This window comes from uncultured Tateyamaria sp. (genome assembly GCF_947503385.1).
Lineage (GTDB): Bacteria > Pseudomonadota > Alphaproteobacteria > Rhodobacterales > Rhodobacteraceae > Tateyamaria.
In genome coordinates this window covers 593,677-619,735 of record NZ_CANNDO010000001.1, presented here as the reverse complement: position 1 = coordinate 619,735, position 26,059 = coordinate 593,677, and the positions used below count along the sequence as shown (strand labels likewise).

25 protein-coding genes are annotated in these 26,059 nt (G+C 61.6%); 22 read left to right on the top strand and 3 right to left on the bottom strand.

The window, feature by feature from the left end; genetic code table 11:
• The first annotated feature begins 51 nt into the window (after positions 1-51).
• The 5 genes from Q1A85_RS03075 to Q1A85_RS03055 all read left to right on the top strand — a co-directional run bounded on the left by Q1A85_RS03075 (position 52) and on the right by Q1A85_RS03055 (position 4,478).
• Positions 52-618 carry an acyl-CoA thioesterase gene (locus Q1A85_RS03075; RefSeq protein ID WP_299684948.1) on the top strand — a complete coding sequence of 189 codons (567 nt, stop codon included), beginning with the start codon at positions 52-54 and terminating at the stop codon, positions 616-618.
• A gap of 68 nt (positions 619-686) precedes the next feature.
• Entirely contained in the window at positions 687-2,084 is a 1,398-nt protein-coding gene (locus Q1A85_RS03070; protein WP_299684946.1) for an MFS transporter, read from the top strand.
• The gene (mepA, locus tag Q1A85_RS03065; protein WP_299684944.1) at positions 2,054-2,974 is read left to right on the top strand and encodes a penicillin-insensitive murein endopeptidase; all 921 of its coding nucleotides are present in this window, start codon (positions 2,054-2,056) and stop codon (positions 2,972-2,974) included. The genes Q1A85_RS03070 and mepA overlap by 31 nt, the downstream gene beginning before the upstream one ends.
• Positions 2,947-3,783 carry an esterase-like activity of phytase family protein gene (locus Q1A85_RS03060; RefSeq protein WP_299684942.1) on the top strand — a complete coding sequence of 279 codons (837 nt, stop codon included), beginning with the start codon at positions 2,947-2,949 and terminating at the stop codon, positions 3,781-3,783. Before mepA ends, Q1A85_RS03060 begins: the two co-directional genes overlap by 28 nt.
• 62 nt (positions 3,784-3,845) lie before the next feature.
• On the top strand, positions 3,846-4,478 hold the full coding sequence (locus Q1A85_RS03055) for a queuosine precursor transporter (RefSeq protein ID WP_299684940.1): 633 nt from the start codon (positions 3,846-3,848) through the stop codon (positions 4,476-4,478).
• A gap of 241 nt (positions 4,479-4,719) precedes the next feature.
• On the opposite strand, the gene Q1A85_RS03050 is transcribed toward Q1A85_RS03055, so the two are convergent.
• Positions 4,720-5,109 carry an STAS/SEC14 domain-containing protein gene (locus Q1A85_RS03050; RefSeq protein WP_299684938.1) on the bottom strand — a complete coding sequence of 130 codons (390 nt, stop codon included), beginning with the start codon at positions 5,107-5,109 and terminating at the stop codon, positions 4,720-4,722.
• Between the two features lie 79 nt (positions 5,110-5,188).
• Between Q1A85_RS03050 and arfB the strand changes: the two genes are divergently transcribed.
• Positions 5,189-5,611, top strand: coding sequence for an alternative ribosome rescue aminoacyl-tRNA hydrolase ArfB (arfB, locus tag Q1A85_RS03045; RefSeq protein WP_299684936.1), 423 nt, complete (start codon positions 5,189-5,191; stop codon positions 5,609-5,611).
• On the opposite strand, the gene Q1A85_RS03040 is transcribed toward arfB, so the two are convergent.
• Entirely contained in the window at positions 5,608-5,787 is a 180-nt protein-coding gene (locus Q1A85_RS03040; protein ID WP_299684934.1) for a hypothetical protein, read from the bottom strand. The genes arfB and Q1A85_RS03040 overlap by 4 nt on opposite strands.
• 450 nt (positions 5,788-6,237) lie before the next feature.
• On the opposite strand from Q1A85_RS03040, the gene Q1A85_RS03035 reads away from it, so the two are divergent.
• The 8 genes from Q1A85_RS03035 (at position 6,238) to Q1A85_RS03000 (ending at position 13,944) form a co-directional block, all read left to right on the top strand.
• Positions 6,238-7,971: an ABC transporter substrate-binding protein gene (locus Q1A85_RS03035; protein WP_299684932.1), complete on the top strand. Its 1,734-nt coding sequence runs from the start codon at positions 6,238-6,240 to the stop codon at positions 7,969-7,971.
• 108 nt (positions 7,972-8,079) lie between these two features.
• Entirely contained in the window at positions 8,080-9,144 is a 1,065-nt protein-coding gene (locus tag Q1A85_RS03030; RefSeq protein ID WP_299684930.1) for an ABC transporter ATP-binding protein, read from the top strand.
• Positions 9,144-10,217 carry an ABC transporter ATP-binding protein gene (locus Q1A85_RS03025; RefSeq protein ID WP_299684928.1) on the top strand — a complete coding sequence of 358 codons (1,074 nt, stop codon included), beginning with the start codon at positions 9,144-9,146 and terminating at the stop codon, positions 10,215-10,217. Before Q1A85_RS03030 ends, Q1A85_RS03025 begins: the two co-directional genes overlap by 1 nt.
• Positions 10,214-11,077 carry a sugar ABC transporter permease gene (locus Q1A85_RS03020; protein ID WP_299684926.1) on the top strand — a complete coding sequence of 288 codons (864 nt, stop codon included), beginning with the start codon at positions 10,214-10,216 and terminating at the stop codon, positions 11,075-11,077. The genes Q1A85_RS03025 and Q1A85_RS03020 overlap by 4 nt, the downstream gene beginning before the upstream one ends.
• 72 nt (positions 11,078-11,149) lie before the next feature.
• A complete protein-coding gene (locus Q1A85_RS03015) occupies positions 11,150-11,947 on the top strand; it encodes a carbohydrate ABC transporter permease (protein ID WP_299684924.1) in 798 nt (265 codons plus the stop codon).
• Positions 11,947-12,339 (top strand): DUF2160 domain-containing protein, encoded by a 393-nt coding sequence (locus tag Q1A85_RS03010; protein WP_299684922.1) that lies wholly within the window; start codon positions 11,947-11,949, stop codon positions 12,337-12,339. Before Q1A85_RS03015 ends, Q1A85_RS03010 begins: the two co-directional genes overlap by 1 nt.
• An 80-nt stretch (positions 12,340-12,419) precedes the next feature.
• Positions 12,420-12,812 (top strand): BlaI/MecI/CopY family transcriptional regulator, encoded by a 393-nt coding sequence (locus tag Q1A85_RS03005; protein WP_299684920.1) that lies wholly within the window; start codon positions 12,420-12,422, stop codon positions 12,810-12,812.
• On the top strand, positions 12,799-13,944 hold the full coding sequence (locus tag Q1A85_RS03000; RefSeq protein WP_299684918.1) for a M56 family metallopeptidase: 1,146 nt from the start codon (positions 12,799-12,801) through the stop codon (positions 13,942-13,944). Before Q1A85_RS03005 ends, Q1A85_RS03000 begins: the two co-directional genes overlap by 14 nt.
• Here the strand turns inward: Q1A85_RS03000 and Q1A85_RS02995 are convergent.
• Positions 13,941-14,612 carry a glutathione S-transferase family protein gene (locus Q1A85_RS02995; RefSeq protein WP_299684916.1) on the bottom strand — a complete coding sequence of 224 codons (672 nt, stop codon included), beginning with the start codon at positions 14,610-14,612 and terminating at the stop codon, positions 13,941-13,943. The two genes, Q1A85_RS03000 and Q1A85_RS02995, sit on opposite strands and share 4 nt — an antisense overlap.
• A gap of 88 nt (positions 14,613-14,700) precedes the next feature.
• Between Q1A85_RS02995 and Q1A85_RS02990 the strand changes: the two genes are divergently transcribed.
• From Q1A85_RS02990 to Q1A85_RS02955, 8 genes are all read left to right on the top strand, one after another.
• On the top strand, positions 14,701-15,744 hold the full coding sequence (locus tag Q1A85_RS02990; protein ID WP_299684914.1) for a TAXI family TRAP transporter solute-binding subunit: 1,044 nt from the start codon (positions 14,701-14,703) through the stop codon (positions 15,742-15,744).
• Positions 15,745-15,802: 58 nt separating this feature from the next.
• Positions 15,803-18,136 carry a TRAP transporter large permease subunit gene (locus tag Q1A85_RS02985; protein WP_299684912.1) on the top strand — a complete coding sequence of 778 codons (2,334 nt, stop codon included), beginning with the start codon at positions 15,803-15,805 and terminating at the stop codon, positions 18,134-18,136.
• Entirely contained in the window at positions 18,129-19,664 is a 1,536-nt protein-coding gene (locus tag Q1A85_RS02980; RefSeq protein ID WP_299684910.1) for a sulfatase-like hydrolase/transferase, read from the top strand. Before Q1A85_RS02985 ends, Q1A85_RS02980 begins: the two co-directional genes overlap by 8 nt.
• Before the next feature lie 146 nt (positions 19,665-19,810).
• Complete coding sequence (locus Q1A85_RS02975) at positions 19,811-20,395, top strand: ANTAR domain-containing protein (RefSeq protein WP_299684908.1); 585 nt, start codon at positions 19,811-19,813, stop codon at positions 20,393-20,395.
• The gene (locus tag Q1A85_RS02970; protein WP_299684906.1) at positions 20,392-21,564 is read left to right on the top strand and encodes an ABC transporter substrate-binding protein; all 1,173 of its coding nucleotides are present in this window, start codon (positions 20,392-20,394) and stop codon (positions 21,562-21,564) included. The genes Q1A85_RS02975 and Q1A85_RS02970 overlap by 4 nt, the downstream gene beginning before the upstream one ends.
• A 262-nt stretch (positions 21,565-21,826) precedes the next feature.
• Positions 21,827-23,194, top strand: coding sequence for a CmpA/NrtA family ABC transporter substrate-binding protein (locus Q1A85_RS02965; protein ID WP_299684904.1), 1,368 nt, complete (start codon positions 21,827-21,829; stop codon positions 23,192-23,194).
• A gap of 99 nt (positions 23,195-23,293) precedes the next feature.
• Entirely contained in the window at positions 23,294-24,370 is a 1,077-nt protein-coding gene (locus tag Q1A85_RS02960) for an ABC transporter permease (protein WP_299684902.1), read from the top strand.
• Between the two features lie 5 nt (positions 24,371-24,375).
• Positions 24,376-26,055: an ABC transporter ATP-binding protein gene (locus tag Q1A85_RS02955; protein ID WP_299684900.1), complete on the top strand. Its 1,680-nt coding sequence runs from the start codon at positions 24,376-24,378 to the stop codon at positions 26,053-26,055.
• The last annotated feature ends 4 nt before the right edge of the window (positions 26,056-26,059 follow it).

Genomic DNA, 26,059 nt, shown 5'->3' with positions numbered 1-26,059 from the left:
CCCCTTGATGTTACGCCGCACTGCCGCATTTTAAGAACAAAGGAGAAGCCCATGTTCCCGTTCGTCCGCTTGATCAAAGAGATGCTGGTGGCCCGGCGTCAGGCGCCGATTGGCCTGACGGATCTGCACGTCACGCAGCACATAGTGTTGCCGTGGGATTTGGACGGGTTTCTTGAACTGAACAATGGCAGGGCGCTGACGCTTTATGACCTTGGGCGGCTGGGTATGGGCGCGCGCGTGGGCCTGATCGAAGTGCTCAAGCGCGAACGCTGGGGCCTGACCATGGCCGGGTCATCCGTCCGGTATCGCCGCCGGATGCACGCCTTTGAACGGTTCGAGATGCGCAGCCGCGCGGTCTGTTGGGACGACAAGTTCACCTATATCGAACAGTCCATGTGGAAGGCGAACGGCGAATGCGCAAGCCATGTGCTCTACCGCTCTGCGGTGACGGACAAAAACGGGATCGTGACGCCGGACCGGGTGCTGACGGCAATGGGAGAGGATGCAACCTCGCCACCCATGCCCGACTGGATTGCCGCGTGGATCAAGGCCGAAGCACAGCGACCCTGGCCTCCGATGCAGGACACACCCGCACGCACGTTGTCTGACGCCGCCTGAACGCGGCACTTGCCTTGCAGGCTGCTGCCTGCTTTGCTCGCCCCAATGATAAAATTGGGGTGGGACCAGTGGCAGACGTTTCTCTGAAAAGGCGCATATGGGGCTGGATGGCCTTCGATTGGGCCACGCAGCCATTTTATACGCTTGGGCTGACATTCGTGTTCGGGCCGTATTTTGCGGCGGTCTCACTGGGCTATTACGAGACACAGATTGACGACCCCGACGGCGCGCGCGCTGCCAGCCAAGCGTTGTGGTTCTGGGCCAATACGATTGCGGGCATGATGATCGCCTTTACGGCGCCATTGGTCGGAGCCTACGCCGACAGCACCGGGCGACGAATGCCGTGGATTTGGGCGTTTTCCCTGCTTTATGTCGCAATGGTCGGAGCGCTCTGGTTCACATATCCGGACGGATCGACCCTGTTCATGGTGCTGATTGCCTTCAACGTGGCACTGATCGGGGCAGAGTTTCTGTTGATCTTTGTGAACGCCATTCTGCCCTCTCTCGGGGACAAGGACGAGATCGGCAAAATCTCGGGCAACGGCGCAGCACTCGGTTACTGGGGTGGGGTGCTGTCGCTGTTCATTATGCTTCTGCTTTTGGCCGAAAATGACAGTGGCAAGACGCTTGCCGGGTTGGACCCGCTTTTTGGACTTGATCCGGAGGCGCGCGAGGGCACGCGGTCCGTGGGACCGTTCATCGCACTGTGGTTCATCCTGTTTATGGTCCCGTTTTTCCTGTGGGTGCGCGAACCGCGACAGGCCAATCGCACGGGTGGCATCAGCGATGCCATGGCGGATCTCAAACAATCGCTCAAGGGCGCGTTGGGGCGGCGGTCCCTGCTGAACTTTCTCATCTCTTCGATGTTTTACCGGGACGCGCTGAATGCGCTTTATTCTGCCGGTGGCGTCTATGCGACGCTGGTGCTGGGTTGGTCGATCATCCAGATCGGTGTGTTTGGCATCGTCGGTGCCATCACCGCGGCGGTGGCCACACAGATCGGCGGCATCTTTGACAGCCGGATCGGACCAAAGCCGGTGATCAAGGTCTGTTGCTATATCCTGATCGCAGTGTGTGTCGTGATTGTCGGTATGTCGCGGGAAAGCATCTTTGGCCTGATCATCCTGTCTGAAGGATCGTCGCTGCCGGATATCGTGTTCTACGTCTGCGGGGCCGCCATCGGCGGAGCGGGCGGCGCGATCTATGCTGCGTCCCGGTCCATGATGGTGCGCCACACCCATCCCGAACGGCCCACAGAAGCGTTTGGCCTTTTTGCGCTGTCCGGAAAAGCGACGGCATTTCTGGCCCCGGCTCTGATTGCGCTTGTATCGACGCTGACAGGCAATGCACAATTCGGGTATATTCCGGTCATACTCCTGTTTGTCGCTGGCCTGTTCCTGTTGCGATACGTAAACCCCGAAGGAGACCACGCCCAATGGTCAAAATCCGACGTGCCTTTACCCTGATTTCAACACTTCTGCTCTGCGCCTGCGCAGGCGGAGCTGACACGGACATAAGTGGCGCGCCGCTGCCCGATGTGGACCCGGCCACGCTACAGGCCTTTGCCAAGGGGCAGTTCGGCGGCAAGCGTGTCGCATCCCGGCAGAACGCTGGTGCCTTTGGCAGTTACGCCCGCGGATGCGTTGCAGGCGCGCAGCAACTCGCAGAGACGGGGCCAACATGGCAAGCCATGCGGCTGAGCCGGAACCGCAACTGGGGCCATCCCGAACTGGTGGATTTCGTGCAGGACCTGAGCCGGGCGGCAGCGGCGCAACCGGGCTGGGCGGGTCTTTATGTGGGTGACATGAGCCAGCCGCGCGGCGGACCGATGTTGACCGGCCACCGCAGCCACCAGATCGGGCTGGACGTGGATGTCTGGATGCTGCCCGCGCGGAACCTGACATTAAGTGCCGCCGACCGCGAAAACATCAGTTCGATCTCTACAAGACGCAGCAGCGGTGCCTATGTGAATTCGAACTGGACGCGCCAGCATCACGAGATCATCAAGGCGGCGGCCAGCGACAAGCGCACCGCCCGCATCTTTGTCTTTCCGGGGGCCAAGGTGCAGATGTGCAAGGACGAAAAAGGGGATCGTGCATGGTTGCGCAAAGTGCGGCCGTGGTGGGGGCACCACTATCACTTCCACGTGCGGCTGAGCTGCCCGCCCGGCACGCGCGGCTGTGTGAACCAGAACCCGCCGCCCGCTGGCGACGGCTGTGCCGATGCGCAGCAATGGGTGAACAACATCCTGAACCCGCCGCCGCCCGATCCGAACGCACCCAAGCCCAAGCCGCGCCGCGAACTGCGCGTGGGCGACTTGCCGCAACAATGCGCGGCTGTGCTGGCCTCGCAGTAGCGCTGTGGGCCGGGGCGGCGGCTGCGGGCGACGCGCTGACCTTTGTGCGGTCGATCACGTTGCAAACGGCGCTGCCCTCTTTTGGTGGTCTGTCGGCGATTGAAACGGCGGATGGCGCATCTTTTGTGGTGATGTCAGACCGGGGGCAGGCTTTTGATCTGACCCTTGACCGCGCCAATGGCACAACGGCCATCACCCGGCGCGACCAACCTGCACCGAACCGGGATAGCGAAGGATTGGCGTTGTCGGGCAGGGACCTCTTTTACAGCTACGAGGGCCCCGCCCGCGTCTTCGACGGCGCAGGCCAGATGCTGCCTGTTCTGCCCGCTTTCAATCACCTGACCGACAACGGGTCATTCGAAGCGTTGGCCGCCACGCCCGGCGGCACGGTTTACACCATCCCCGAACGATCCGGGGACAAGATGCTGCCCTTTCCGGTGTTCCGGTTCCGCGACGGCGCTTGGGACGTGGCGCGGACCTTGCCACGCACCGCCCATTTCCTACCGGCAGGGGCCGATATCGGCCCGGATGGAATGCTATACGTGCTGGAACGTGCCTTTACGCCGCTGGGGTTCCGCACCCGCATCCGCCGTTTTGATCCTGAGGTGGCGGATGGCCCGGTTGAAACCTTGCTGCGCACGCCGCCGGGCCTGCACGATAACCTCGAAGGGCTGGCTGTGTGGACGACCAACGCCGGTCAGACCTGTCTGACCATGGTGTCGGACAACAATTTCCTGCGCGTACAGCGCACCGAGATCGTTGAATATTCGCTGTCGCCCCCTCTTGCGGCGCATCCGGGTTGCGACTAAGCACCGCGCGTCGGCCAACCGGTCGGCCAAGTCCCCGCAACCTTGTTAAAACGGGTCAAAACATGACACGCGCACATCTCCCCGGCATTATCGCTATGGCCCTCATCGTGGTGGCCTCGAACGTTCTGGTTCAGTTCCTCTTTGGCAACTGGCTCACTTGGGGGGCGTTCACCTATCCGCTCGCTTTTTTGGTCACTGACATCATGAACCGCGTCTATGGCGCGGGTCCCGCCCGAACTGTTGTTTTTGTCGGGTTCATCGTTGGTGTGTTTTGCTCGCTTGTGGGCACGCAGATCATGCTGGAAGGGGACGGCTTTACCTACCCTGCGGTCACATTCCGTATCGCCATCGGCTCTGGCCTCGCCTTTCTGACGGCGCAACTGCTGGATGTCGGCATCTTTTCCGCGCTGCGCGAGGGTGCGTGGTGGAAAGCGCCACTGGTGTCCACCCTGATCGGCAGCTCTGTGGACACGGCCCTGTTCTTTACCATCGCTTTTTCGGGCGCGCTGACCTTCCTCGAACCATCCAACGATGTCAGCTGGGCCGGTGAGATGCTGCCCTTGCTGGGCGTTGGTCCGGTGGTGCCGCTTTGGGTGTCGCTGGGCGTGGCGGATTGGGGCGTAAAGCTGTCGCTGGCGCTCATTGCTTTGGCACCGTTCCGCTGGGTGACGGGCCGGGTCCGCGCAGCTGCGTAATTTCGTTGACTTTTGGTGTGGCTGTGCGACGCTCACCTTGAGTTCAACAAAGCGGAAGGAGGTGATCCAGTGTCGAGAAAGGTATTGGAGAGAGGTGTCGGAACAATGCAGGCGGACGTCCGTTAGGGCAGCCCCGAGCGGCACAGACCGCACTGCGTTGGTCGGATGACCTAACCGTCACCGCCTCCGAATGACTTTCGAAAGGGCCACTGGTTTCCAGTGGCCCTTTTTCGTGCCGGCGTCAGGCTGCGATGGCTTCGGCGTCAAGTGCGCGCCATGCAGACGCTTCGGTGTCAAAGGTTTCGGCCTCGACCGGGATCAGGGCGTTCATTGTTTCGATCAGCTCCTGCGCGCGTTCGGGTACGCCCACAACCACGTAGCGCCGCACATTCGATACGGATTTGAACCGGCTCTTCAGCGCCTCCCAGCTCCAGCTGGCGCCGGTTTCGGCACCGTCGTAGCGGTCAAAGATCATCAGCATGTCGACCTTGTCGTCGTGCCGGTCAAAGGCGTTGTTCATCAGTTCCGCCATGGCTTCCATATCTTCGCGGGACACCTCGCTTGTGATGCGGAAAGCGTAGAGATCGGGGCGGCTGGTTTGCACTTGAGTGATGCTTGGGGTCGTCAGCATTGTCATTCCTTTCACGAAAGAAACAGTTACGCCGGTCAACGCACTGGCGTTCGGGATTGTTCCGCCCATATCATGCGCCATGCTTGTGATTAACGACGCCATCACCATTCAGGATTGGGAATTGAGCGAAAGTTTTGTCCGCGCGTCCGGACCGGGCGGGCAGAACGTGAACAAGGTCGCGACGGCAGTGGAATTGCGGTTCGAGGCCGAACGCTCGCCAGCGCTCACCCCCGCTGTCAAGGCGCGCCTCAAGCGGCTCGCGGGGCGGCGCTGGACGAATGATGGCGCGCTGATTCTGCAATGTGATGAGACGCGCAGTCAGGCCCGCAACAGAGAGATCGCGCGCGCCCGACTGGTGGAATTGATCCGCAAGGCACTGGCCGCCCCGAAACGCCGGGTGGCGACACGGCCCACGTTAGGATCAAAAAAGCGGCGGCTGAAAGCCAAGAAAGAGCGAGGCGCGGTCAAGGCGCTCCGGGGCCGCATTCAATCCGACGACTAGCCAAAGGAGAGAAGATCGAGGGAGGACCGGGACGAGAAATATCCGGGCTGCGCCGCCTCGGGCACACGAAAATCGAGAGAGCCGCCGTGGTTCCGGCTGACATCCTGACCTTCCCCGCCACAGGCCGCGACGAGAGAGGCGCCGGCGAGAATACTGATAAGGACCATACGTTTCATTTTAACTGCTCACTTGGTTTATTTTGGAGGTCTATGTGTCGTCAGGATGGTGGACAAAGATGTCAATTCAGCGGCGATTGTTTGCTAGTTTGAAATAATTTGTACGGTAACGCATGGGCGGGAAAATGCGGGTGTCCCATGCTGGGACATTGTCACGCCTGAATAAAATCAATGGGTTACAGAGGTGAATTTACCGTCCGTTAGGATTTGGCACCAAAACAGCCCGGCTGCGCAATCTGGCAACAGCACCAAAAACGCCCACGCATCAAGCCCGCCCCAACCGCCTGACGTCAAACCCCGCTGCGGGCCCCTGTTGCGACCCGCAAACGTACCCGAAACCCGAACCGCAACACTTCTACTAAAATTTTAGTTTGACAGTTTCGGATGCCGGAGCATACGGTTGCGCCAGCTGGCATGTTCCAGCTTGCAATAAAATTGGGAGGAGAAGAGATGCGCAAGTATCTTATCTCCGCGACGGCCATTTGTGCCATCGTCGCGGGGACAGGGACTGCTTTTGCCGACGAGGCCGCAGCCCAAAAATGGATTGATCAGGAATTCCAACCGTCCACATTGTCCAAGGACGAACAACTGTCCGAACTGCAGTGGTTCATTCAGGCGGCTGAGCCGTTCTCGGGGATGGAAATCAACGTCCTGTCCGAAGGCATTCCGACACACGGTTACGAATCCGAAGTGCTGACCAAAGCGTTCGAAGAGATCACCGGCATCAAGGTGAACCACCAGATCCTCGGCGAGGGTGAGGTGGTGCAGGCCGTTCAAACGCAGATGCAGACCCAGCGGAACCTTTATGACGGCTACGTCAACGACTCCGATCTGATCGGCACGCATTCGCGCCTGCAACTGGCCTATAACCTGACCGAACAGATGGCGGGTGACTGGTCGGCGACGACATCGCCGACGCTGGACCTCGAAGACTTTATGGGCATCCAGTTCACGACCGGCCCGGATGGCAACCTGTACCAGTTGCCCGACCAGCAGTTTGCGAACCTGTACTGGTTCCGCAAGGACTGGTTCGACCGCGAAGACCTGCAAGAGGCGTTCAAGGCCAAATATGGCTATGACCTCGGCGTGCCGGTGAATTGGTCGGCCTATGAGGACATCGCGGAATTCTTCAGCGAAGACGTCAAGGAAATCGACGGCACCACGATCTATGGCCACATGGATTACGGCAAGCGCGCGCCCGATCTGGGCTGGCGCATGACGGATGCGTGGCTGTCGATGGCCGGTGCCGGTTCGGTGGGTGAGCCCAACGGTGTGCCGATCGACGAATGGGGCATCCGCATGGAAGCCGGTTCGTGCAACCCGGCGGGCGCATCCGTGACCCGTGGTGGTGGTGCCAACGGTCCCGCGGCGGTCTATGCGATCCGCAAATGGGACGAATGGCTGCGCCAATACGCCCCTCCGGGCGCGGCGTCGTTCGACTTTTACCAGTCGCTGCCAGCCCTGAGCCAAGGCAACGTGGCCCAGCAGATTTTCTGGTACACAGCGTTCACCGCAGACATGGTGAAACCGCAGTCCGAGGGCAACAACACCGTGGACGGCGACGGCAACCCGCTTTGGCGGATGGCACCCAGCCCGCATGGTCCCTATTGGACCGAAGGCCAGAAGGTTGGCTATCAGGATGTGGGATCGTGGACGTTCCTGAAATCCACGCCGTCGGATCGTGCACAGGCCGCGTGGCTTTATGCGCAGTTCGTCACCTCCAAGACCGTCGATGTGAAGAAGTCCCATGTGGGTCTGACCTTTATCCGCGACAGTTCCGTCAACCACGAGTCGTTCACCGAACGTGCCCCCAAACTGGGTGGTCTGGTCGAGTTCTACCGCTCGCCTGACCGCGTGCGTTGGTCGCCCACGGGTATCAACGTACCGGACTACCCCAAGCTGGCGCAAATCTGGTGGCAGCAGATCGGTGACGTGAACTCGGGTGCGTTCACTCCGCAACAGGCGATGGACCGTCTGGCCGAAGAGATGGACATCACCATGGCCCGGATGCAGCAGGCTGATGAAGCGGCTGGTGTCTATGGCGGCTGCGGCCCGCGCCTGAACGAAGAGCGTGACGCCGAGTGGTGGTTCGCCAATGGCGGCGCCAAGCCCAAACTGGACAACGAAAAGCCCCAAGGTGAGACCGTCAACTACGACGACCTTGTGGCCCGCTGGAACCAGTAAGCGCTTTGGCGGCCCCTGCACCTTGTGGGGGCCGCTGACGTAGGCCGGGCTTCAGCCCGGCAACGACAAGGGGTGCCGGGCTGAAGCCCGGCTTACGGGAACAAACATATGTCCATCGACTTGATTGACGCCACCAAGACTGTGCGCGGCATCACGCACATCAAGCCAACAACGCTAAAGCTGGAGACGGGGCATTTTAACGTCCTGCTGGGCCAGACCGGCGCGGGCAAGACATCGCTGATCAAGCTGATGGCGGGTCTGGACCCGCTGGCATCGGGTCAGATCATCATGGATGGCGACGACGTATCGCGCCTGTCGACGCAAAAGCGCAACATCAGCCTCGTGCACCAGTTTTTCGTGAATTATCCCCATATGACCGTGTTCGACAACATTGCCTCCCCGCTTCGGGTTGCAGGCATGGCAAAATCCGAGATCGAAGGGCGCGTTCAGGAAGCGGCGGACATCTTGCAGCTTGGGCCGATGCTTTTGCGGCGGCCACAGGAGTTGTCCGGCGGGCAGCAGCAGCGCTGCGCGTTGGCGCGCGCGATTGCCAAGGAAAGCCGGGCGGTGTTTCTGGACGAGCCGCTGGCGAATTTGGATTACAAGCTGCGCGAGGAACTGCGGGAACAGTTGCCCGAATTGTTTGCGGGCCGCGGTGCGGTTGTGGTCTATGCCACTTCCGAGCCGGAAGAGGCGCTGATGTTGGGCGGGCAGACCGCGCTGATGGATGACGGTGTGGTCACACAGTTCGGCCCCACGGCACAGATTTACCGGGCACCTGCAACGCTGACGGCGGCGCGTGTCTTCTCCGACCCACCGATCAATGCGGCACGTGTCGTGAAATCGGGGACGCAGGCGCGTCTGGCCACCGGCGTAAGCTGGGAGGTGACGGGCGCGGCGGCGGGTTTGGCGGATGGCGAATACACCGTGGCGATCCGCCCCCACCATGTCACCCCCGTACCGGGCGGCGCGGGCACGGTTGTGCTGAACGGTGTGGTGCAGGTGACCGAGCTGTCGGGGTCGGAATCCAGCGCGCATTTCCAGATGGGCGATGACGGTTGGGTGTCGCTGGCCCACGGCGTGCACCCCTATGAAGTGGGCGAGGATCACGCGTTTTACATGGACCCGAGCAAGGCGTTTTACTTTGCTCCTGACGGGAGCCTGGTGGCCTGATGGCACGTATTTCTCTTTCCGGTTTACGCCATTCCTACTTGCCCCATCCGGCGGGCCCGCAGGACTATGCGCTGAAATCCATTGATCTCGATTGGGAGGATGGCGGGGCCTATGCGCTGCTTGGTCCGTCGGGCTGTGGAAAGTCGACGCTGCTGAACATCATTTCGGGTCTGTTGGTGCCGTCCGAAGGGCGCATTCTGTTCGACGGGCAGGATGTGACGGACCTGCCCCCCGATCAGCGCAACATCGCGCAGGTGTTCCAGTTCCCGGTGATCTACGACACCATGACGGTGTACGACAATCTGGCCTTTCCGCTGCGCAATCGCGGCTTTGACGAGACGTTCGTGAACGAACGTGTGACGCTGATTGCGGCATTGCTGGACGTGGAACCAATGCTGAACGTGCGCGCCGCGCATCTGGCGCCCGACAACAAGCAGAAGATTTCGATGGGGCGCGGCCTCGTGCGGGACGACGTGAACGTGATGATGTTCGACGAGCCGCTGACGGTGATCGACCCGCATCTGAAGTGGAAGCTGCGGTCAAAGCTGAAGGAGCTGCACCAGCAGCTGAAGGCGACGATGATCTATGTGACGCATGACCAGACCGAGGCGCTGACCTTTGCGGATCAGGTCGTGGTGATGCAGGAGGGCGAGGTGGTGCAGATCGGCACACCCGTCGAACTGTTCGAGCGGCCACAGCACACATTTGTCGGACATTTTATCGGCTCGCCGGGGATGAACATCCTGCCCGCCGCCGAAGAGGGCGGGCGCATCGTGTTCGAAGGCCAGACCGTAGCCGTCGAGGGGGCGGTGACCGGGTCGGGCGGGGTGACGGAGCTGGGCGTTCGACCCGAATTCGTCACCCTCGCCGAGACCGGCCTGCCCGCGCGGGTGCGCAAGGTGTCGGACGTGGGTCGGCACGCAGTGATCGAAACGATGGTGGGTGACACGCCCGTCAAGGCCGTCGTGGATCAGGCGGACGTGGAACAGGGCGCGGAGGTGCATCTGGCCTTCCGGCAGGATCAGACGCGGCTTTACCGTGATGGATGGCTCTCAACGGAGGCGGCGAGATGAAAACCGAAAACCAAAAGGCGTGGTTCTTTGTCCTGCCGGTGCTGCTGCTGGTGGCGTTCAACGCGCTGGTGCCGATCATGACGGTCGTCAATTATTCGGTGCAGGAGACGTTCGGGAACAACGTCTTTTTCTGGCAGGGCCTCGACTGGTTTGAGCAGATCCTGCGGTCGGACCGGTTTCATGCAGCCCTCGGGCGGCAGTTCCTGTTCACCTTCCTGATCCTGATCATTGAGGTGCCGCTGGGCATTATCATCGCCCTGTCGATGCCGAAAAAGGGCTTTTGGGTGCCGGTCTGCCTTGTGTTGATGGCGCTGCCGATGCTGATCCCGTGGAACGTCGTGGGCGCAATGTGGAACATCTTTACCCTGCCCAAGATCGGGCTGCTGGGATATTTCATGAACGACGTTCTGGGCGTGAACTATGACATGACACAGGACCCGCTGGCCGCGTGGATCACGATCATTGTGATGGACGTGTGGCACTGGACTTCGCTGGTGGTGCTGCTGGCCTATGCGGGCCTCGTGTCGATCCCGGATGCCTATTATCAGGCGGCCAAGATCGACGGCGCGTCCCCGTGGAAAGTATTTCGCTACATTCAGCTGCCCAAGATGAAGACGGTGCTGACCATCGCGATCCTGCTGCGGTTCATGGACAGCTTTAACATCTACACCGAGCCATTTGTGCTGACCGGGGGTGGCCCGGGCAATTCCACCACGCTGTTGTCGATTGATCTGGTGAAGATTGCCTTGGGGCAGTTCGACCTTGGTCCTGCTGCGGCGATGAGCCTGATCTATTTCGCGATTACGCTGCTCGTGTCGTGGCTGTTCTACACGCTGATGACAAAGGATGATGCGCAATGACTTTGACGTCTGAACATCGCGATACCGCTATCTTTGCGCAGACCCGGCGCGCCTGCGGCGGAGGATTGTCCAATGCGTAAACGGTCCCTCATCCCGATCCTCTATATCGCGTTCCTGATGCTGCCGATCTATTGGCTGGTCTCAATGAGCTTTAAGACCACGAACGAAATCCTGTCGGGGTTCAGCCTGTTTCCGCAAACCTTCACACTGGAAAACTACGCGGTGATCTTTACCGACCCAAGCTGGTACTGGGGCTACATCAATTCGATCATATACGTGTCGCTGAACACCGTGATTTCGGTCTGTGTGGCGCTGCCTGCGGCCTATGCGTTTTCGCGCTACAGGTTCCTCGGTGACAAGCAATTGTTTTTCTGGCTGCTGACCAACCGGATGGCCCCGGCGGCGGTGTTCGCCTTGCCGTTCTTTCAGCTGTATTCCTCGGTTGGGCTGTTTGACACGCATCTGGCCGTGGCGCTGGCGCATTGTCTCTTTAACATTCCGCTGGCGGTCTGGATTCTCGAAGGGTTCATGGGCGGCGTGCCCAAGGAACTGGACGAGACGGCCTATGTGGACGGCTATTCGTTCCCGCGGTTCTTCGTCACGATCTTTCTGCCGACGATCAAGGCGGGCGTGGGTGTGGCTGCGTTCTTCTGCTTTATGTTCTCGTGGGTCGAGTTGCTGCTGGCCAAGACCCTGACGGCGGTGGAGGCAAAACCCATCGCCGCCGAGATGACCAAGACGGCGTCATCAGCGGGGTACGAGTTGGGATTGCTGGCGGCGGCAGGCACGCTGACCATCATCCCCGGCGCAATCGTGATCTATTTTGTCCGCAACTACATCGCCAAGGGCTTTGCCCTGGGGAGGGTGTGATGAAACGTATTTGGCTGTTCCTGCTGCCGACACCGGCGCTGGCCCAAGGGTGGGGCAATGTCGCGCAACAGCAGGAGGAAAAGGGGTTTTCGTGGACCGACCCGCTGTGGCCGTCGTTCTGGATGGCGTGGACGCCCGCGACCTTTGCCGTGTTCTGTGCGCTGTTCAGCGCGATTGCGCTGATCGGTCTGCTTGAGGTGTTCAAGTATCGCGACGGGATCGAGCGCAAGGGCGTGCTGGGCCTCACGACAACGTTGGGCGACCGGCTGTTCATTTCGCTTTTAGGGTCGGCCTATATCTTCCTTGCGTGGCTCGGGATATTCGGTCAGCCCTTGTGGTGGCCGCTGGCGCTGAGCATCGCCTGGGGCACGTTCTGTTTTCGCAAGGTGTGAGATTCTGCTTTGGAAACGGGGATGCATGTTATTTACTCAGACCGCAGTGTGCGTCAGCGGTCGCCTGAAGCGAGAGCACGATGAAGAAAAAGAAGAGCGAGCTGCTGACCGAGGTTGAATTGGAGTTCATGAATGAACTCTGGGCCATAGGGGAGGGGACGGTGCGCGATGTCCTGGATCGGCTGCCGCAAGAGCGGGCGCTTGCCTATACTTCGGGCGCAACCATCCTGCGCATCCTTGAGCAAAAGGAATTCGTGACCAGCCGGAAGTCGGGCAAGAGCCATATCTACCGCCCCACTCTGGCCAAGGACACGTATCAGACGCGGTCGCTCAAGGACCTGTCGATGAAGCTGTTTGACGACACGCCAGCGTCGCTGGTGGCACGTCTGGTCAATGATGATGCGCTGACAGAAGAAGCATTGGGGCAAATCCGGGCACTTGTGGATCGGAGGTTGAAAAATGATAGCGGGTGAGGCGCTGCTGGACGCGTTCGTTAACGCCAACGTCCTGATTTGTATTGCATTTCTGTTCTGGATTGCGGTGCGGGGGGTGATGTCCCGTGTCGGTTTGCGCCACGCCTATGGCACGCAGTTGCGGCTGCTGAACACGGTGTTCGTCGTCATCGTCTGCGCGCCTTTGCTGGCGCTGGCCTATGGCGCAATGAAGGGGGCGGGCGTGACGGGGCAGGTGAACCTGAACCTGTCGGACCTCGTGGTGTCCTACTATCTGAACGGCGGATTCGAGATGAAGGCGTCCGAGTTCGAGGGGCTGATCCTGATGCGCGATACGTTCATCCTGAACGTGCTGACGGGGGCCGGGATTGTGGCGCAAGGTGCCATTGTGGTGTTCCTCGCAGGGTTCGTGATTGGCCTTGGCCGGCTGGTGTATTCGTTCCATTGCCTGCGCCGGATCGTGGTGCGGTCCTACCGCTGGCGCAGCATCGGGCGGGTGCGTATCCACGTGTCGGACCGGACGCTGGTGCCGTTTTCGACGCGGGACTGGCGGCGGTATTACGTGGTGATTCCGTCGCATATGCTGGGCCAGTCGAACGAGCTGAAGGTGGCGCTGGCGCATGAGTTGCAGCATATCCGCCAAGGTGATCTGGAATGGGAAATCGTGCTGGAGGCGCTGAAGCCGCTGTTTTTCCTCAACCCCGCCTATCACGCGTGGAAGCGTCAGGTGGAGGCGTTGCGCGAATTCAACTGCGACAGTCAGGTGCTGTCCAAGGGCCGGATCGACGCGCGCGCCTATTGCGATACGCTGCTGTCGGTGTGCCAAAAGACGCTGCGCCGGGACCGGTCCTTTGTGATTGCGGTGCCCAAGGTGACGCTGGTGACGGCGGACCGGGGATCGCTGATCAAGGGCAAGCGCAGTTTCCTTGAGCGGCGCATCCTGTCGGTGCTGGAGATGCGCAAGCTGGCCTATGAGCGGCTGGTCTTTGCGGCGATTGTCGTGCCAATGGTGGCCGTGCTGGCGCTGACAACGCTGGCCATCCAGCGGCCCGGCGACTGGAGTCAGGACCGGCTGATGCTGTCCACGGTGGTCAACCTTGACCGGCTGAACGAGATCAACAGGCTGTCCACCTTTGGCCGCATCCGCGACTAGCGCGGCGCGCGGTAGTTGCCTTCGGCTTTCAGGATCTCGACATGTTCGGCCTCGCGCGCCATGGCGCGTTGAATGGCGGGGCGGTCCATGCTGCGTTCGGCATGGGCACGCAGGTTCGGGTAATCCTCTGCCGGGAAGCCGACGCCGGTGATGCGCCACCACACCCAGAACAGGTAGCCGTCAACGATGGACCATGTGTCGCCGTACCACCACGGGTTCAGGCGGTCTTCGATCATCCGCATGATCGTGTGCATCGCCTCGACCCCTTTGGGGCGGACAATGTCAAAGGACAGGGCGCTGTCGTCGATGAACTTGATCGGCATGGCAATGCGCGTGACGGTCGGATGCACCGTGGATGAAAAGAACGCGATATCCGCGACCTGACGGCTCACCGCAAGCGGGTCGTCCACGGCGGGCAGCAACCCGGCAGATGGATAGGCGTGATGCAGCCAAGTGAGGATCGCCACATTCTCGGTCAGGGGCGCGCCGTCAATCAGCAGCGTAGGCACCTTGCCCTTTGGGTTGATCGCGAGGAATTCGGGCGCGTTCTGCTGATTCAGCATCACGCGCAGCAACTCTGTCTTGAACGGCACGCCGATCTCTTCGAGTGCTATGGTCGGCACGCGCGCGCAGGTGCCGGGTGAAACAAAAAGCGTGAGCTGCGGCATGGGGGTCCTCTGACGTCGAAGATTGTCTTGCAAAAATAGGTATTCCGAATGACCATAGGTAAAAAATCGACATTTAGGGAGGAATATTATGTCGAAAGCGCTGATTGCCAGTCTGGCAACGGTGGCATGTCTGGCCACCGCCACCCATGCCCAAACCATTCTGACCGCCGAGACCGCATCACCCAACACGGCGCCCGGTATTTCGATCATCTCACTGTCCGAAGCCGCTGCCAAGGCGGGCGTGGCCGACATTCAGGTCACATCCGGCCAGACCCTGACCAATTCGGTTCAGAATGTCGCCGAGGGCAAATCCGACATCGCCGCAGGCCCATTTATCCTGCCGTTCCTGATGTCGCGCGGAGTTGGCCCCTATGCGGGGCTGGGGGCCGAAAAGGGCGCGGAACTGGTCCAGAACCTTGCCGTTCTCTACACCTACCGCATCTCGGTTCAGGGGCTTTATGCCTATGACAGTTCCAACATCAGCGGTTGGGACGGCCTTGAGGGCAAAACGATCTTTAACGGCCCGCCGCGCGGTGCGGCGTTGACCAATGCGCGCCTGCTCATCAAGCTGAACACCGGCATGGAAGAAGGCGCGGGATATACCGGCGTGCAGGTCAATTGGGGTCAAGCGGTCAAGACAATTCAGGACGGGTCGGCGGATGCGTTTGTACTGCCCATGGCCTTTCCCGATCCGCGCGTGTCTGCGGCGCTGGCCTCGGGCAAGATGACCATATGGTCGGTGCCGAACGCGGTGTTTGACGGCGAAGCCTTTGGCAATGTGGGCAAACTGCCGGGCACCGTGCCTGTGTCTATCCCCGTGGCGGATATGGGGTATGGCGACAATGTCACGGTCGTGTCCGAAGACGACAATTTCCGCGGCCCCGGCACGGTGGGTGGCGATCTGGTCAACGTGAACATGGATTTTGATCTGGCCAAGGCACTGACGGCGGCGTTCATCGCCAATCTGGATGACATCTATTTCGCCAAGGCCCCGTTCATGCCCGGATCGTGGCATGGCGAAACTGACATTGCCCTGACCGACATGTGCGGCAACAACCCGATCAAATATCACCCCGGTGCTGTCGCCGCGTGGGAAGAGGCGGGGTACACCATACCGGACTGCGCCAAATGAGACAGTGCCCTGACCGGGTCCGATCCGGTCGGGGTGTCCTAGTGGGGCACAGGCAGGCATGGCAGACACATCAGCAGAGGTGAAGAACCCACACTGGCAGGCCGGTCGCCTGCTCTATGTGCTGTGTGTCGGGATGGTTCTGATTGGCCTGCTGAACGCGACGCCCGGCATTCCGGGCTATGACGCATGGGTTGCCCGCATCACCGGGTATGATGGCGCACAGTTGCGCAAATTTCCGTTCGAATGGTTCTACCCGGCGTTTTTCGCGCTGATGATGCTGATTGTCGCGCTGAAACATTCCATGTGGCTGGACTGGCGCGACCGGGCGCCGTCCCGGCGGCGGTTTGGCCTGTTTATGGATGTCGCACTTGTGTTTACGGCGGTGGCGGTTTCGCTGACCTATCTGGTCGAGATCGAGGCGGTGTGCCTGATCGACCGGATCACGGGCGACCGCGCGCGGCTGATTGAGCAAAGCCTGAAGTCCGCTGCCGAATTTGCCGCCACGCTGGGCCTGTCGGCCCCCACCACGGTCGAGGACCCGCAATGTGTGAACACGACGGGCGGCTGGCTGGTGCTGATCGTGGGCGTCGCGGTGATCGTGTTCCTGTCCTACAACGTCAAGGTCTGGGGCCTGCCCCTTGTCCTCGTTGCGATCCTGATTTCGGCCTACACGATCATCACGGTGCTGGTCTGGTACGTGTATGGCGCGGATGACATGAACAAGTATCTGGTGACCAAGCTGGCCGGAGAGCCGCGCGTGCTGGCCGATGGGCGACCGCGTGTGCACGACATTCTGGTCAACAATTCGTCGGGCTTGTTGGGGCGGTTCATGGACATCGTGCTGAACACGATATTTCCCTACCTTGTTCTGGGGTCGCTGTTTGGCAGTTCTGCCGGGGGCCGGTCGCTGATCAAGCTGGCGTTCCGCTGGACGCGGCATTTGCGCGGCGGGCCTGCGCACGCGGCCATCGTATCGTCGGCCATGTTCGGCACGATCTCGGGCGGGCCGATTGTGAATGTGCTGTCCACGGGCGTTCTGACGATCCCGATGATGTTGAAACGCGGGTTTTCCAAGGTTTTTGCGGGCGGGGTTGAGGCGGCGGCCTCGTCCGGTGGGTCGATTATGCCACCGGTGATGGGGGTGGCTGCCTTTGTTTTGTCGTCGCTGACGGCGGTGCCCTATTCGAGCGTGATCATTGCCGCAATCATCCCGGCTGTGGCCTATTTCTTTTGCCTGTTCCTGTCGGCGGTGTTCCAGTCGCGCAAGCAGCGCATCGAGGCGATTGGTGCGCTGACCGAAGACATGGTGTTGGAGCGGCAGGACTATCTGAACCTGTGCATGATCTTTGGCCCCATTCTGGTGATCCTTGTGCTGCTGTTGATGCCAAAGGACGCGGTGGGCTGTGGCCTGTTGGGCGGTCTTTTGGGTGCGGAACGGGTGATCAGCGACGCGGGCTGTCAGGTGCAGAGCCTGAGTTGGTTTTTGAGCGCGGTGCAGAACGCGGCAGGTGCGGCGGGCGCGGCGGGCTGGTGGGCAGTGATGCTGCTGATGGGTCTGTTGTTTCTGGACCCTGAGGTGCGGGCCGCACCCATCCGGATCGTCAATGCGCTGTCGGACGCGGGCGTGCTGATTTCGACCCTGTATCTGATGTTTCTGGCCGTTTCGATCATCGACTTTTGCCTGTCATTCACGGGGCTGCCGGTGTTTTTATCGCTGGATGTGCTGGCGTGGCTGAACAGCATGGATTTCGGCGACGGGGGGTCGTCGTTCTTTCAGTTCACGGCGCTGTTGCTGACGATGCTGTTGGCGGTGCTGTTGGGCATGGGGATGCCTGCGGTGCCCGCCTATATCAACGCGGCCCTGCTGATGAGCCCGGTGCTGGCGGGGCTGGGGCTGTCGCTGTTCACGGCCAACATGTTCATCTTTTACTTTGCCGTGGCGAGTGCGATCACGCCGCCGGTGGCACTGGCCGCGTTTGCCGCGGCGTCGATCACCAAGGCGGAGCCGATGTCGACCGCGTTTTCGGCTGTGAAGTCGGGGATCGTGATGTTCGTAGTGCCGTTTGTGTTCGCCTACTACCCCGAGCTTTTGCTGATCGACGAGGCGATTGTGGACCCGAACGCAAGCGGGGGCGGGTTCCTGCCGGGCTATGACGGAGTGTTTCACCCGCTGGCCTTTGTGCTGCTGTTGGGGCGGCTTGTGGTGGCGCTCTACCTGCTGTCGTCGGCGCTGGCCGCGTTCGACCGCCACGCGTTGCCCGTTTGGGAGATTGCGCTGCGCTTGGGGCTGGCGGCGCTGGTGATGGCGCGGGCCGAAGCGGTGTGGGTCCCGGCGATCGTGGTGGCCCTTGTGGTGATCGTTTTGCACGCACGGCGCGCGCGCCATGGCTGAGCGGCCGAACTTTATCCTGTTCATCACCGACCAGCAGCGGGCCGACCACTTGGGCTGCATGGGACACCCGGTGCTGCGCACCCCCAATATCGACACCCTCGCCAATGCCGGAACGGTGTGGGACCGCTTTTACGTGGCGAGCCCAGTCTGTATGCCGAACCGCGCCAGCCTGATGACCTGCCGGATGCCGTCAAGCCACGGGGTGCGGTGCAACGGTATCCCGCTCGACACGCGCAACGTCACCTTTGTGGAACTGTTGCGCGACGCGGGCTACAAGACCGCGCTGATCGGCAAGAGCCATTTGCAGACCTTTTCGGGGCGGCCCCCGGCTCTGCAACGCCCGCCGGTGCCAGAGGGGTATCATCCACCCAAGGCGGAGGCGTTTCGGCACGATCACGACCGCTACACCGTCGAAGCGCCGGATCAGGCCCGCTATGACATCCCCCTGCCCTATTACGGCTTCGACCATGTGGAATTGGTCACGCGGCATGGCGACGGGTGTCAGGGCACCTACCGCCAGTGGCTGCTCGACCGAGAGCCGGATGCGCTGAACCTGATCGGCGCGGACAACCAGTTGCCACACGACTATAGCTGCCCGCAGGCGGTCCGAACCGCTTTGCCCGAAGAACTCTATTCCACCAGCTATATCGCCGAGCGGGCGGGCGCGTGGCTGGACGCCAATGCAAACGGCGATCAGCCGTTCTTCCTTATGGTGTCCTTTCCCGACCCGCATCACCCGTTCAACCCGCCGGGCAGGTACTGGGACATGTACACACCGGACGACATGCCCACCCCCGCCGCTTTTGACCGCGACGACTGGAACCCGCCGCCGCACGTGGCAGGCATCCTGCGCGACCGGGCCGAAGGGCGGGCAAACCTGCGCGCGATGGGGGCGATTGGCACCGACGCACAGGAAGCGCGCGAGGCGCAGGCCCTGACCTGCGGCATGATCAGCATGATCGACGACGCAGTGGGCAGGGTGCGCACCCATGCGGGGGCGGACCGCGCGGTGACGATGTTCACATCGGATCACGGCGACCACCTTGGCGATCACCGGATGCTGTTCAAAGGCCCCGGCGTCTACGAAGAGGTCACGCGCGTGCCCTTTATCTGGGCCGATCCTGCACAACCCGATCCGTTGCGTACAGATACCATCGGCCAGACCCATGACATCGGCCCAACGATCCTTGACCGTGCCCGCGTGGCCCCTGCCATCGGGATGCAGGGGCAATCGCTGTTGCGGGGTGGGCGCGATGTTGCCTTTGTCCAATATGACCACCAGAGCACGGCGAGCGGATTGGGGCATCCGCCACGCATCCACACAGTCCGGACCCGGCAGCACCGGCTGTCCCTGATCGACGGGGTGTCGTGGGGCGAGCTTTATGACCTTGATGCCGATCCCAGAGAATTCATCAATCTGTGGGACGACCCCGCCCATGCCACAACACGCGCGGCGTTGATCGAAGTGCTGGCGCGGCAAGAGATTGCGGCGGTCGATCACGCGCCCTTTCCCACTGCCCACGCCTGACGTCACGGGGGCCCGCATCCGTCATGTGCCGCTTCGCTGTGCGCATGTGATGAACGTTTGAGCAGTTTTCGGATGTTCTGCGCAGGATGCCCGAAGGTCCGCGCAGATCGTTGCACCGCGCGGGGTGACGGGGCATCCCGCACCCTATGGCCAAGACACTGACCATTGTTGTTGTCGAAGAAGACCGCGACCGCGCCATTGCGATTGTCGACGCGCTCAAGGATGCGTGCGCCTGCGAGGTGTTCGTGATCGGCAATGCCAGCGGGCTGGCGCGCAAGATCGCGGCGCACGCCCCGGACATCGTGTTGATCGACATCGACAACCCGACCCGCGACATGATGGAAGAACTGACGCTGGCCTCCGGCCCGTTGGAGCGTCCTGTTGCCATGTTCGTGTCCGGCGCGGCTGGCGGTCTGGCACAGACCGCGATTGAGGCGGGCGTATCGGCCTATGTGGTGGACGGGCTGGCCCCGGCGCGGATCAAGCCGGTGATGGACACCGCCATCGCGCGCTTTGCCATGGTGCGCCAGATGCGCAACGAGTTGGCCGAAACCCGTCGCGCGCTGGAAGAGCGCAAGGTGATCGACCGGGCCAAGGGGCTGCTCATGAAGGCCAAGGGGATCGACGAGGACGCCGCCTATGCCCTGCTGCGCAAGACGGCGATGGATCAGGGGCGGCGCGTGGCGGATGTGGCCGAGGCGCTGGTGACGGCATCGGGGCTACTGGGATGAAACAGGTGACTGTGCCCGTCGCATACATGCCGCTGGTGGATGCGGCCCCGCTGATTATTGCGCAGGAGATGGGATTTGCCGAGGCCGAAGGCATCGCGCTGGACCTGATCGCGGCCCCGTCTTGGTCGTCGGTGCGCGACATGCTGGCCTTTGGCCGGGTGGACGCGGCGCATATGCTGTCGCCGGTGCCTGTGGCCATGGCGATGGGCTTGGGCGGCATGTCGACCGCGCTGTCCGCCGTGTCGGTCCTGTCGGTCAATGGCAACGTCATCGGCGTGGGCAAACCGCTTGAGGCGCGGCTGCGCGATACGGGGTACGGTTTTGATTTTGCCGATCCGGTGCGCGCCGCCGAGGCGTTGGCAGGTGTGCGGGATGGGCCGATTGTCTTTGGCGTGCCGTTTCCGTTTTCGATGCATGTCGAATTGCTGCGCTACTGGAGCCGGGCCACCGCGCTTGGCGCGGACGGGATCGAGATCCGCACCGTGCCGCCGCCCCTCATGGCCAAGGCGCTGGCGGCGGGTGATGTGGATGCGTTCTGTGTCGGGGAACCGTGGGGGTCTGTGGCCGTCGAAGACGGCGCGGGTGCGCTCATGCTGCCCGGATGCGCGATCTGGAGCTTTGCGCCGGAAAAGGTGCTGGCCGTGCGCACCGCATGGGCCGAGACGGAGCCGGACCTGACGGGCCGGTTGATGCGCGCCACGTGGCGGGCGGGCCGATGGCTCGCCGCGCCCGAAGTGCGCACGACCGCAAGCGAGTTGCTGTCGCGCAAGGCTTATCTGGATGTCTCGCCCGAACTGATTGACCGGGCGCTGTCCGGGCACCTCACCGTTTCGGCGCGCGGAGAACAGCGGCGGGTCGAGCGGTTTGTGGAATTTCATTCCGGTGCCGCCAGTTTTCCGTGGCGCAGTCAGGCCAGGTGGATTGCGCAACAGTTGCGCCGGTCTCATGGGGCGAGTGCACGGCATGACCCCGACGCCGTGGCCCATGTGTTTCGCACCGATTTGCACCGGATGCATCTTGGTTCAGTGGGGACTGATCTGCCCGGAGCCTCTGAAAAGGTCGAAGGCGCGATTCGGCACGCGACACCTGTCGCCTCGGCGGGTGGTGGGCTGACATTGCTGCCCAACCGGTTTTTTGATGCCCGTATTTTCGACCCGAACGCCGAATAACTGACTATTATTTGTGCACATGCGCGGCGCGCGTGGATGTTAGCGACCGACAGGCGCTGTCCGGCCTTGCGCCCGTGCTGCAGCGCGGCATGGTGAGGGCGTGGCCACAACGGCGTGGCACTCCGAATTTCCTCCCACTGACAGGGATCGTTTGAGCAAGGTCGCTCACTTTCCGCCGACATCCTCGGCGGGCAGTGGTCGGCCTTTTTCTGTTTGCCCATGTCCAACTTCTCCGGACCGGGCGCATCGAAGGGACATGTAAATGAAAAGACTTCTCCTTGGCCTTGTGGCCTCAACCGCGCTGGCGACGCCGTCGTTTGCCGAACTGCTTGATCTGGAAAAGGACGAGCTGACCTTTGGGTTTATCAAGCTGACGGATATGGCGCCGCTCGCCGTGGCCTATGAGCAGGGGTATTTCCTTGACGAAGGGCTGTTTGTGACGCTGGAGGCGCAGGCCAACTGGAAGGTGCTGCTGGACGGTGTGATCGACGGACAACTGGACGGCGCGCACATGCTGGCAGGTCAGCCGCTGGCAGCCACCATCGGCTACGGCACCGAGGCGCATATCGTAACGCCCTTTTCCATGGACCTGAACGGCAACGGCATTACCGTGTCAAATGAAGTGTGGGACATGATGCGCCCGCACATTCCGTCGATGGAGGATGGCCGCCCGCAGCACCCCATTTCAGCCGAGGCGCTGGTGCCGGTGATCGAAGAGTTCAACAGCCGCGGCGAGCCCTTCAACATGGGGATGGTGTTCCCCGTCTCGACCCACAACTACGAACTGCGCTACTGGCTGGCCGCCGGTGGCATCAACCCCGGCTACTACAGCCCCGAAAACATCAGCGGCCAGATCAATGCTGATGTTTTTCTCAGTGTCACACCTCCGCCGCAGATGCCTGCGACACTCGAAGCGGGCACGATCCACGGCTACTGCGTGGGTGAGCCGTGGAACCAGCAGGCGGTGTTCAAAGGGATCGGCGTGCCGGTCATCACCGATTACCAGTTGTGGAAGAACAACCCGGAAAAAGTGTTCGGGATGACACAGGCGTTCACTGAACAGAACCCCAACACCACGCTTGCCGTGACCAAGGCACTGATCCGTGCAGCCATGTGGCTGGACGAGAACGACAACGAAAACCGCCCCGCCGCGGTCGAGATCCTGAGCCGCCCGGAATATGTGGGTGCGGATTACGAGGTGATCGCCAACTCCATGACCGGGTTCTTTGAATTCGAAAAGGGCGACAAGCGCGATATCCCGGATTTCAACGTGTTCTTTCGCTACAATGCGACCTACCCGTTCTATTCGGATGCGGTGTGGTATCTGACGCAGATGCGCCGCTGGGGCCAGATTGCCGAGCCGAAATCGGACAGCTGGTACGACGAAGTGGCAAAGTCCGTCTACAAGCCCGAAATCTACCTTGAGGCTGCGCGCCTGCTGGTCGACGAGGGTCTGGCGAACGAGGCCGACTTCCCATGGGACAGCGACGGCTACAAGGCACCGACGCCAGCCGCCGACATCATCGACGGCATTCCCTACGACGGCAAAGCGCCCAACGCGTATCTCGAAAGCCTGCCCATCGGCCTGAAAGCCGAGCAGACGGTCGTCGGTAACGAAGTCAAAGGCTGATCAGATCGCAGGCGGCGGGCCCTTATGTCCGCCGCCTGCCCCTGTCCGTAGGGCGGGCTTCAGCCCGCCACCCCTTATCCAGACAAAAGGCATCCGCGCATGACCACCGTCGATCCGAACTTTACCGAAGACGCCGCACAAGAAGCCCGCCGCGCGCGCCTGTTCACCCGCATCAACGCTGCGGACAAATGGTTTCAGGTGCTGGGCCTCGCCTGGATCACACCCATCGCCAAGGCCGCCGCCGGGGACAACCCTGCGGCACAGGTCAAGGAAATCTGGCGGCTGCTGGCGGTGCCCCTGCTGGCCATAGCAGGCTTTTTGCTGCTCTGGGGCACGTTGGCTCCCAAGGTGCAGACGTCGCTGGGGGCCGTTCCCGGCCCGGCGCAGGTCTGGACCGAAGCCGTGAACCTACATCAGGACGCGCAGGCCAAAGCCGCGAGCAAGGCCAAGTTCGACGCGCAGGTGGCGCAACTGAACGAACGTCGCATCGAACAGGGCAAGGACCCGGTGCAGCGCGCCTATACCGGCGCGCCGACATATTATCAGCAAATTTGGACGTCTATCCAAACCGTCTTTTTCGGGTTCCTGATCGCGACGGTGGTTGCGGTGCCCTTGGGCATTGCGGCAGGCCTGTCACCCATTGCAAACGCAGCGCTCAATCCGCTGATCCAGATTTTCAAACCCGTCTCACCGCTCGCATGGTTGCCCATCGTCACGATGATCGTGTCGGCGCTGGCGGCCTCCAATGACGGGCTGCTGCCCAAATCCTTTGTGATCTCGGCCATCACCGTCACGCTGTGTTCGCTGTGGCCCACGCTGATCAACACGGCGCTGGGTGTGTCGAGCATCGACAAGGACCTCGTGAACGTCTCGAAGGTCCTGAAAATGAACACCTACACCAAGATCACCAAGCTGGTGCTGCCCTCGGCCCTGCCGCTGATCTTTACCGGTCTGCGCCTGTCGCTTGGTGTCGGTTGGATGGTTCTGATCGCCGCCGAAATGCTGGCGCAGAACCCAGGCTTGGGCAAGTTCGTCTGGGACGAGTTCCAGAACGGGTCGTCGTCCAGCCTCGCCAAGATCATGGTGGCGGTGCTGACCATCGGCATCATCGGCTTCCTGTTGGACCGGGTGATGTACGCGCTGCAATCCCTGTTCACCTTCACGAACAACCGGTGAGCGTCATGGGTATTCTCAAACTTGAAAACGTGAGCCAGAGCTTTGATTCAGGCACCCACGCCACCCATGTCCTGAAAGACATCAATCTGGACGTGGCCGAAGGTGAGTTCCTTGTGCTGCTGGGGTTCTCCGGCACCGGCAAGACGACGCTGATCAACCTGATGGCGGGGCTGGAGGCCCCGTCAAAGGGCAGCGTCACCTTCAAGGGCGCGCCTGTGACCGGCCCGGGGCCCGAGCGCGGCGTTATCTTTCAGAGCTATTCGCTGATGCCGTGGCTGACGGTCAGCGGCAATGTGGGCCTCGCCGTGGACACGGTCTTTCCCGGTCTGTCCAAGGGGGAAAAGGCCGACAAGGTGGCGCATTACGTGTCGATGGTGGGGCTGAGCCATGCGGCCAGCCGCCGCCCCGCAGAGCTGTCGGGGGGGATGCGGCAACGGGTCAACGTGGCCCGCGCACTGGCGATGAACCCCGAAATGCTGCTCTTGGACGAACCGCTGAGCGCGCTGGACGCGCTGACACGCGCCAACCTCGCGGACGAAATCGAACACATCTGGGAGGCGGACAAGAAGACCTGTGTGCTGATCACCAATGATGTGGACGAGGCGATTATTCTGGCCGACCGCATCATCGCCCTGAACCCCGACGGAACACTGGGCGACGAATTCACCGTGACCATCCCGCGCCCGCGCGACCGGATCGCCATGAACACAGACGATACGTTCAAGCGTCTGCGGGCGGATGTGACGAAATACCTGATGGATGTGGGGATCGAGGCCAAGGTCGAAGGGTCGCGCCTGCTGCCCGACGTGACGCCCATCCACGGCGTGCCCACGGCGGTGGCGGATGCGCAAAAGGGGCTGATCGACAGCCGCTTTCTCGACTTCAGCCAGTTGCACAAGGTGTATCCAACGCCCAAGGGGCCGCTGACTGTTGTTGAGGATTTCGACCTCAAAATCGACCGGGGCGAGTTCATTTCACTGATTGGCCATTCGGGCTGCGGCAAGTCCACGGTGCTGACCATGGCCGCCGGTTTGAATGCGATTTCCAAGGGCGCGATCAAGCTGGATGGCCGCCATGTAGAAGGTGCGGACCCCGAACGCGCCGTGGTCTTTCAGTCGCCCAACCTGTTCCCGTGGCTGACCGCGCGCGAGAATTGCGCGATTGGCGTGGACAAAGTCTATCCCCGTGCCAGCCGCGAAGAGCGGCAGGATGTCGTGGAGTATTATCTGGAACGCGTGGGGCTCGCGGATGCGATGGACAAGCCCGCCAGCGATATGTCGAACGGGATGCAACAGCGGGTGGGGATTGCGCGGGCCTTTGCCCTGTCGCCCAAGCTGCTGCTGCTGGATGAGCCGTTTGGGATGCTCGACAGCCTTACACGGTGGGAGTTGCAAGAGGTGCTGATGGAGGTGTGGTCCCGCACCAAGGTCACCGCCATCTGCGTCACGCATGATGTGGACGAGGCGATCCTGCTGGCGGACCGGGTGGTGATGATGACCAACGGCCCGCAGGCCACGATTGGCAAGATCGTCCCCGTCGACCTGCCCCGCCCCCGCACGCGCAAAGCGCTGCTGGAGCACCCGGATTACTACACCTACCGGCAGGACGTGCTCGATTTCCTCGAAGAATACGAGCACGGCGCGAAACCCAAAACAGCGCCTGCCAAGGCCATTGCAGCGGAGTGAAAGC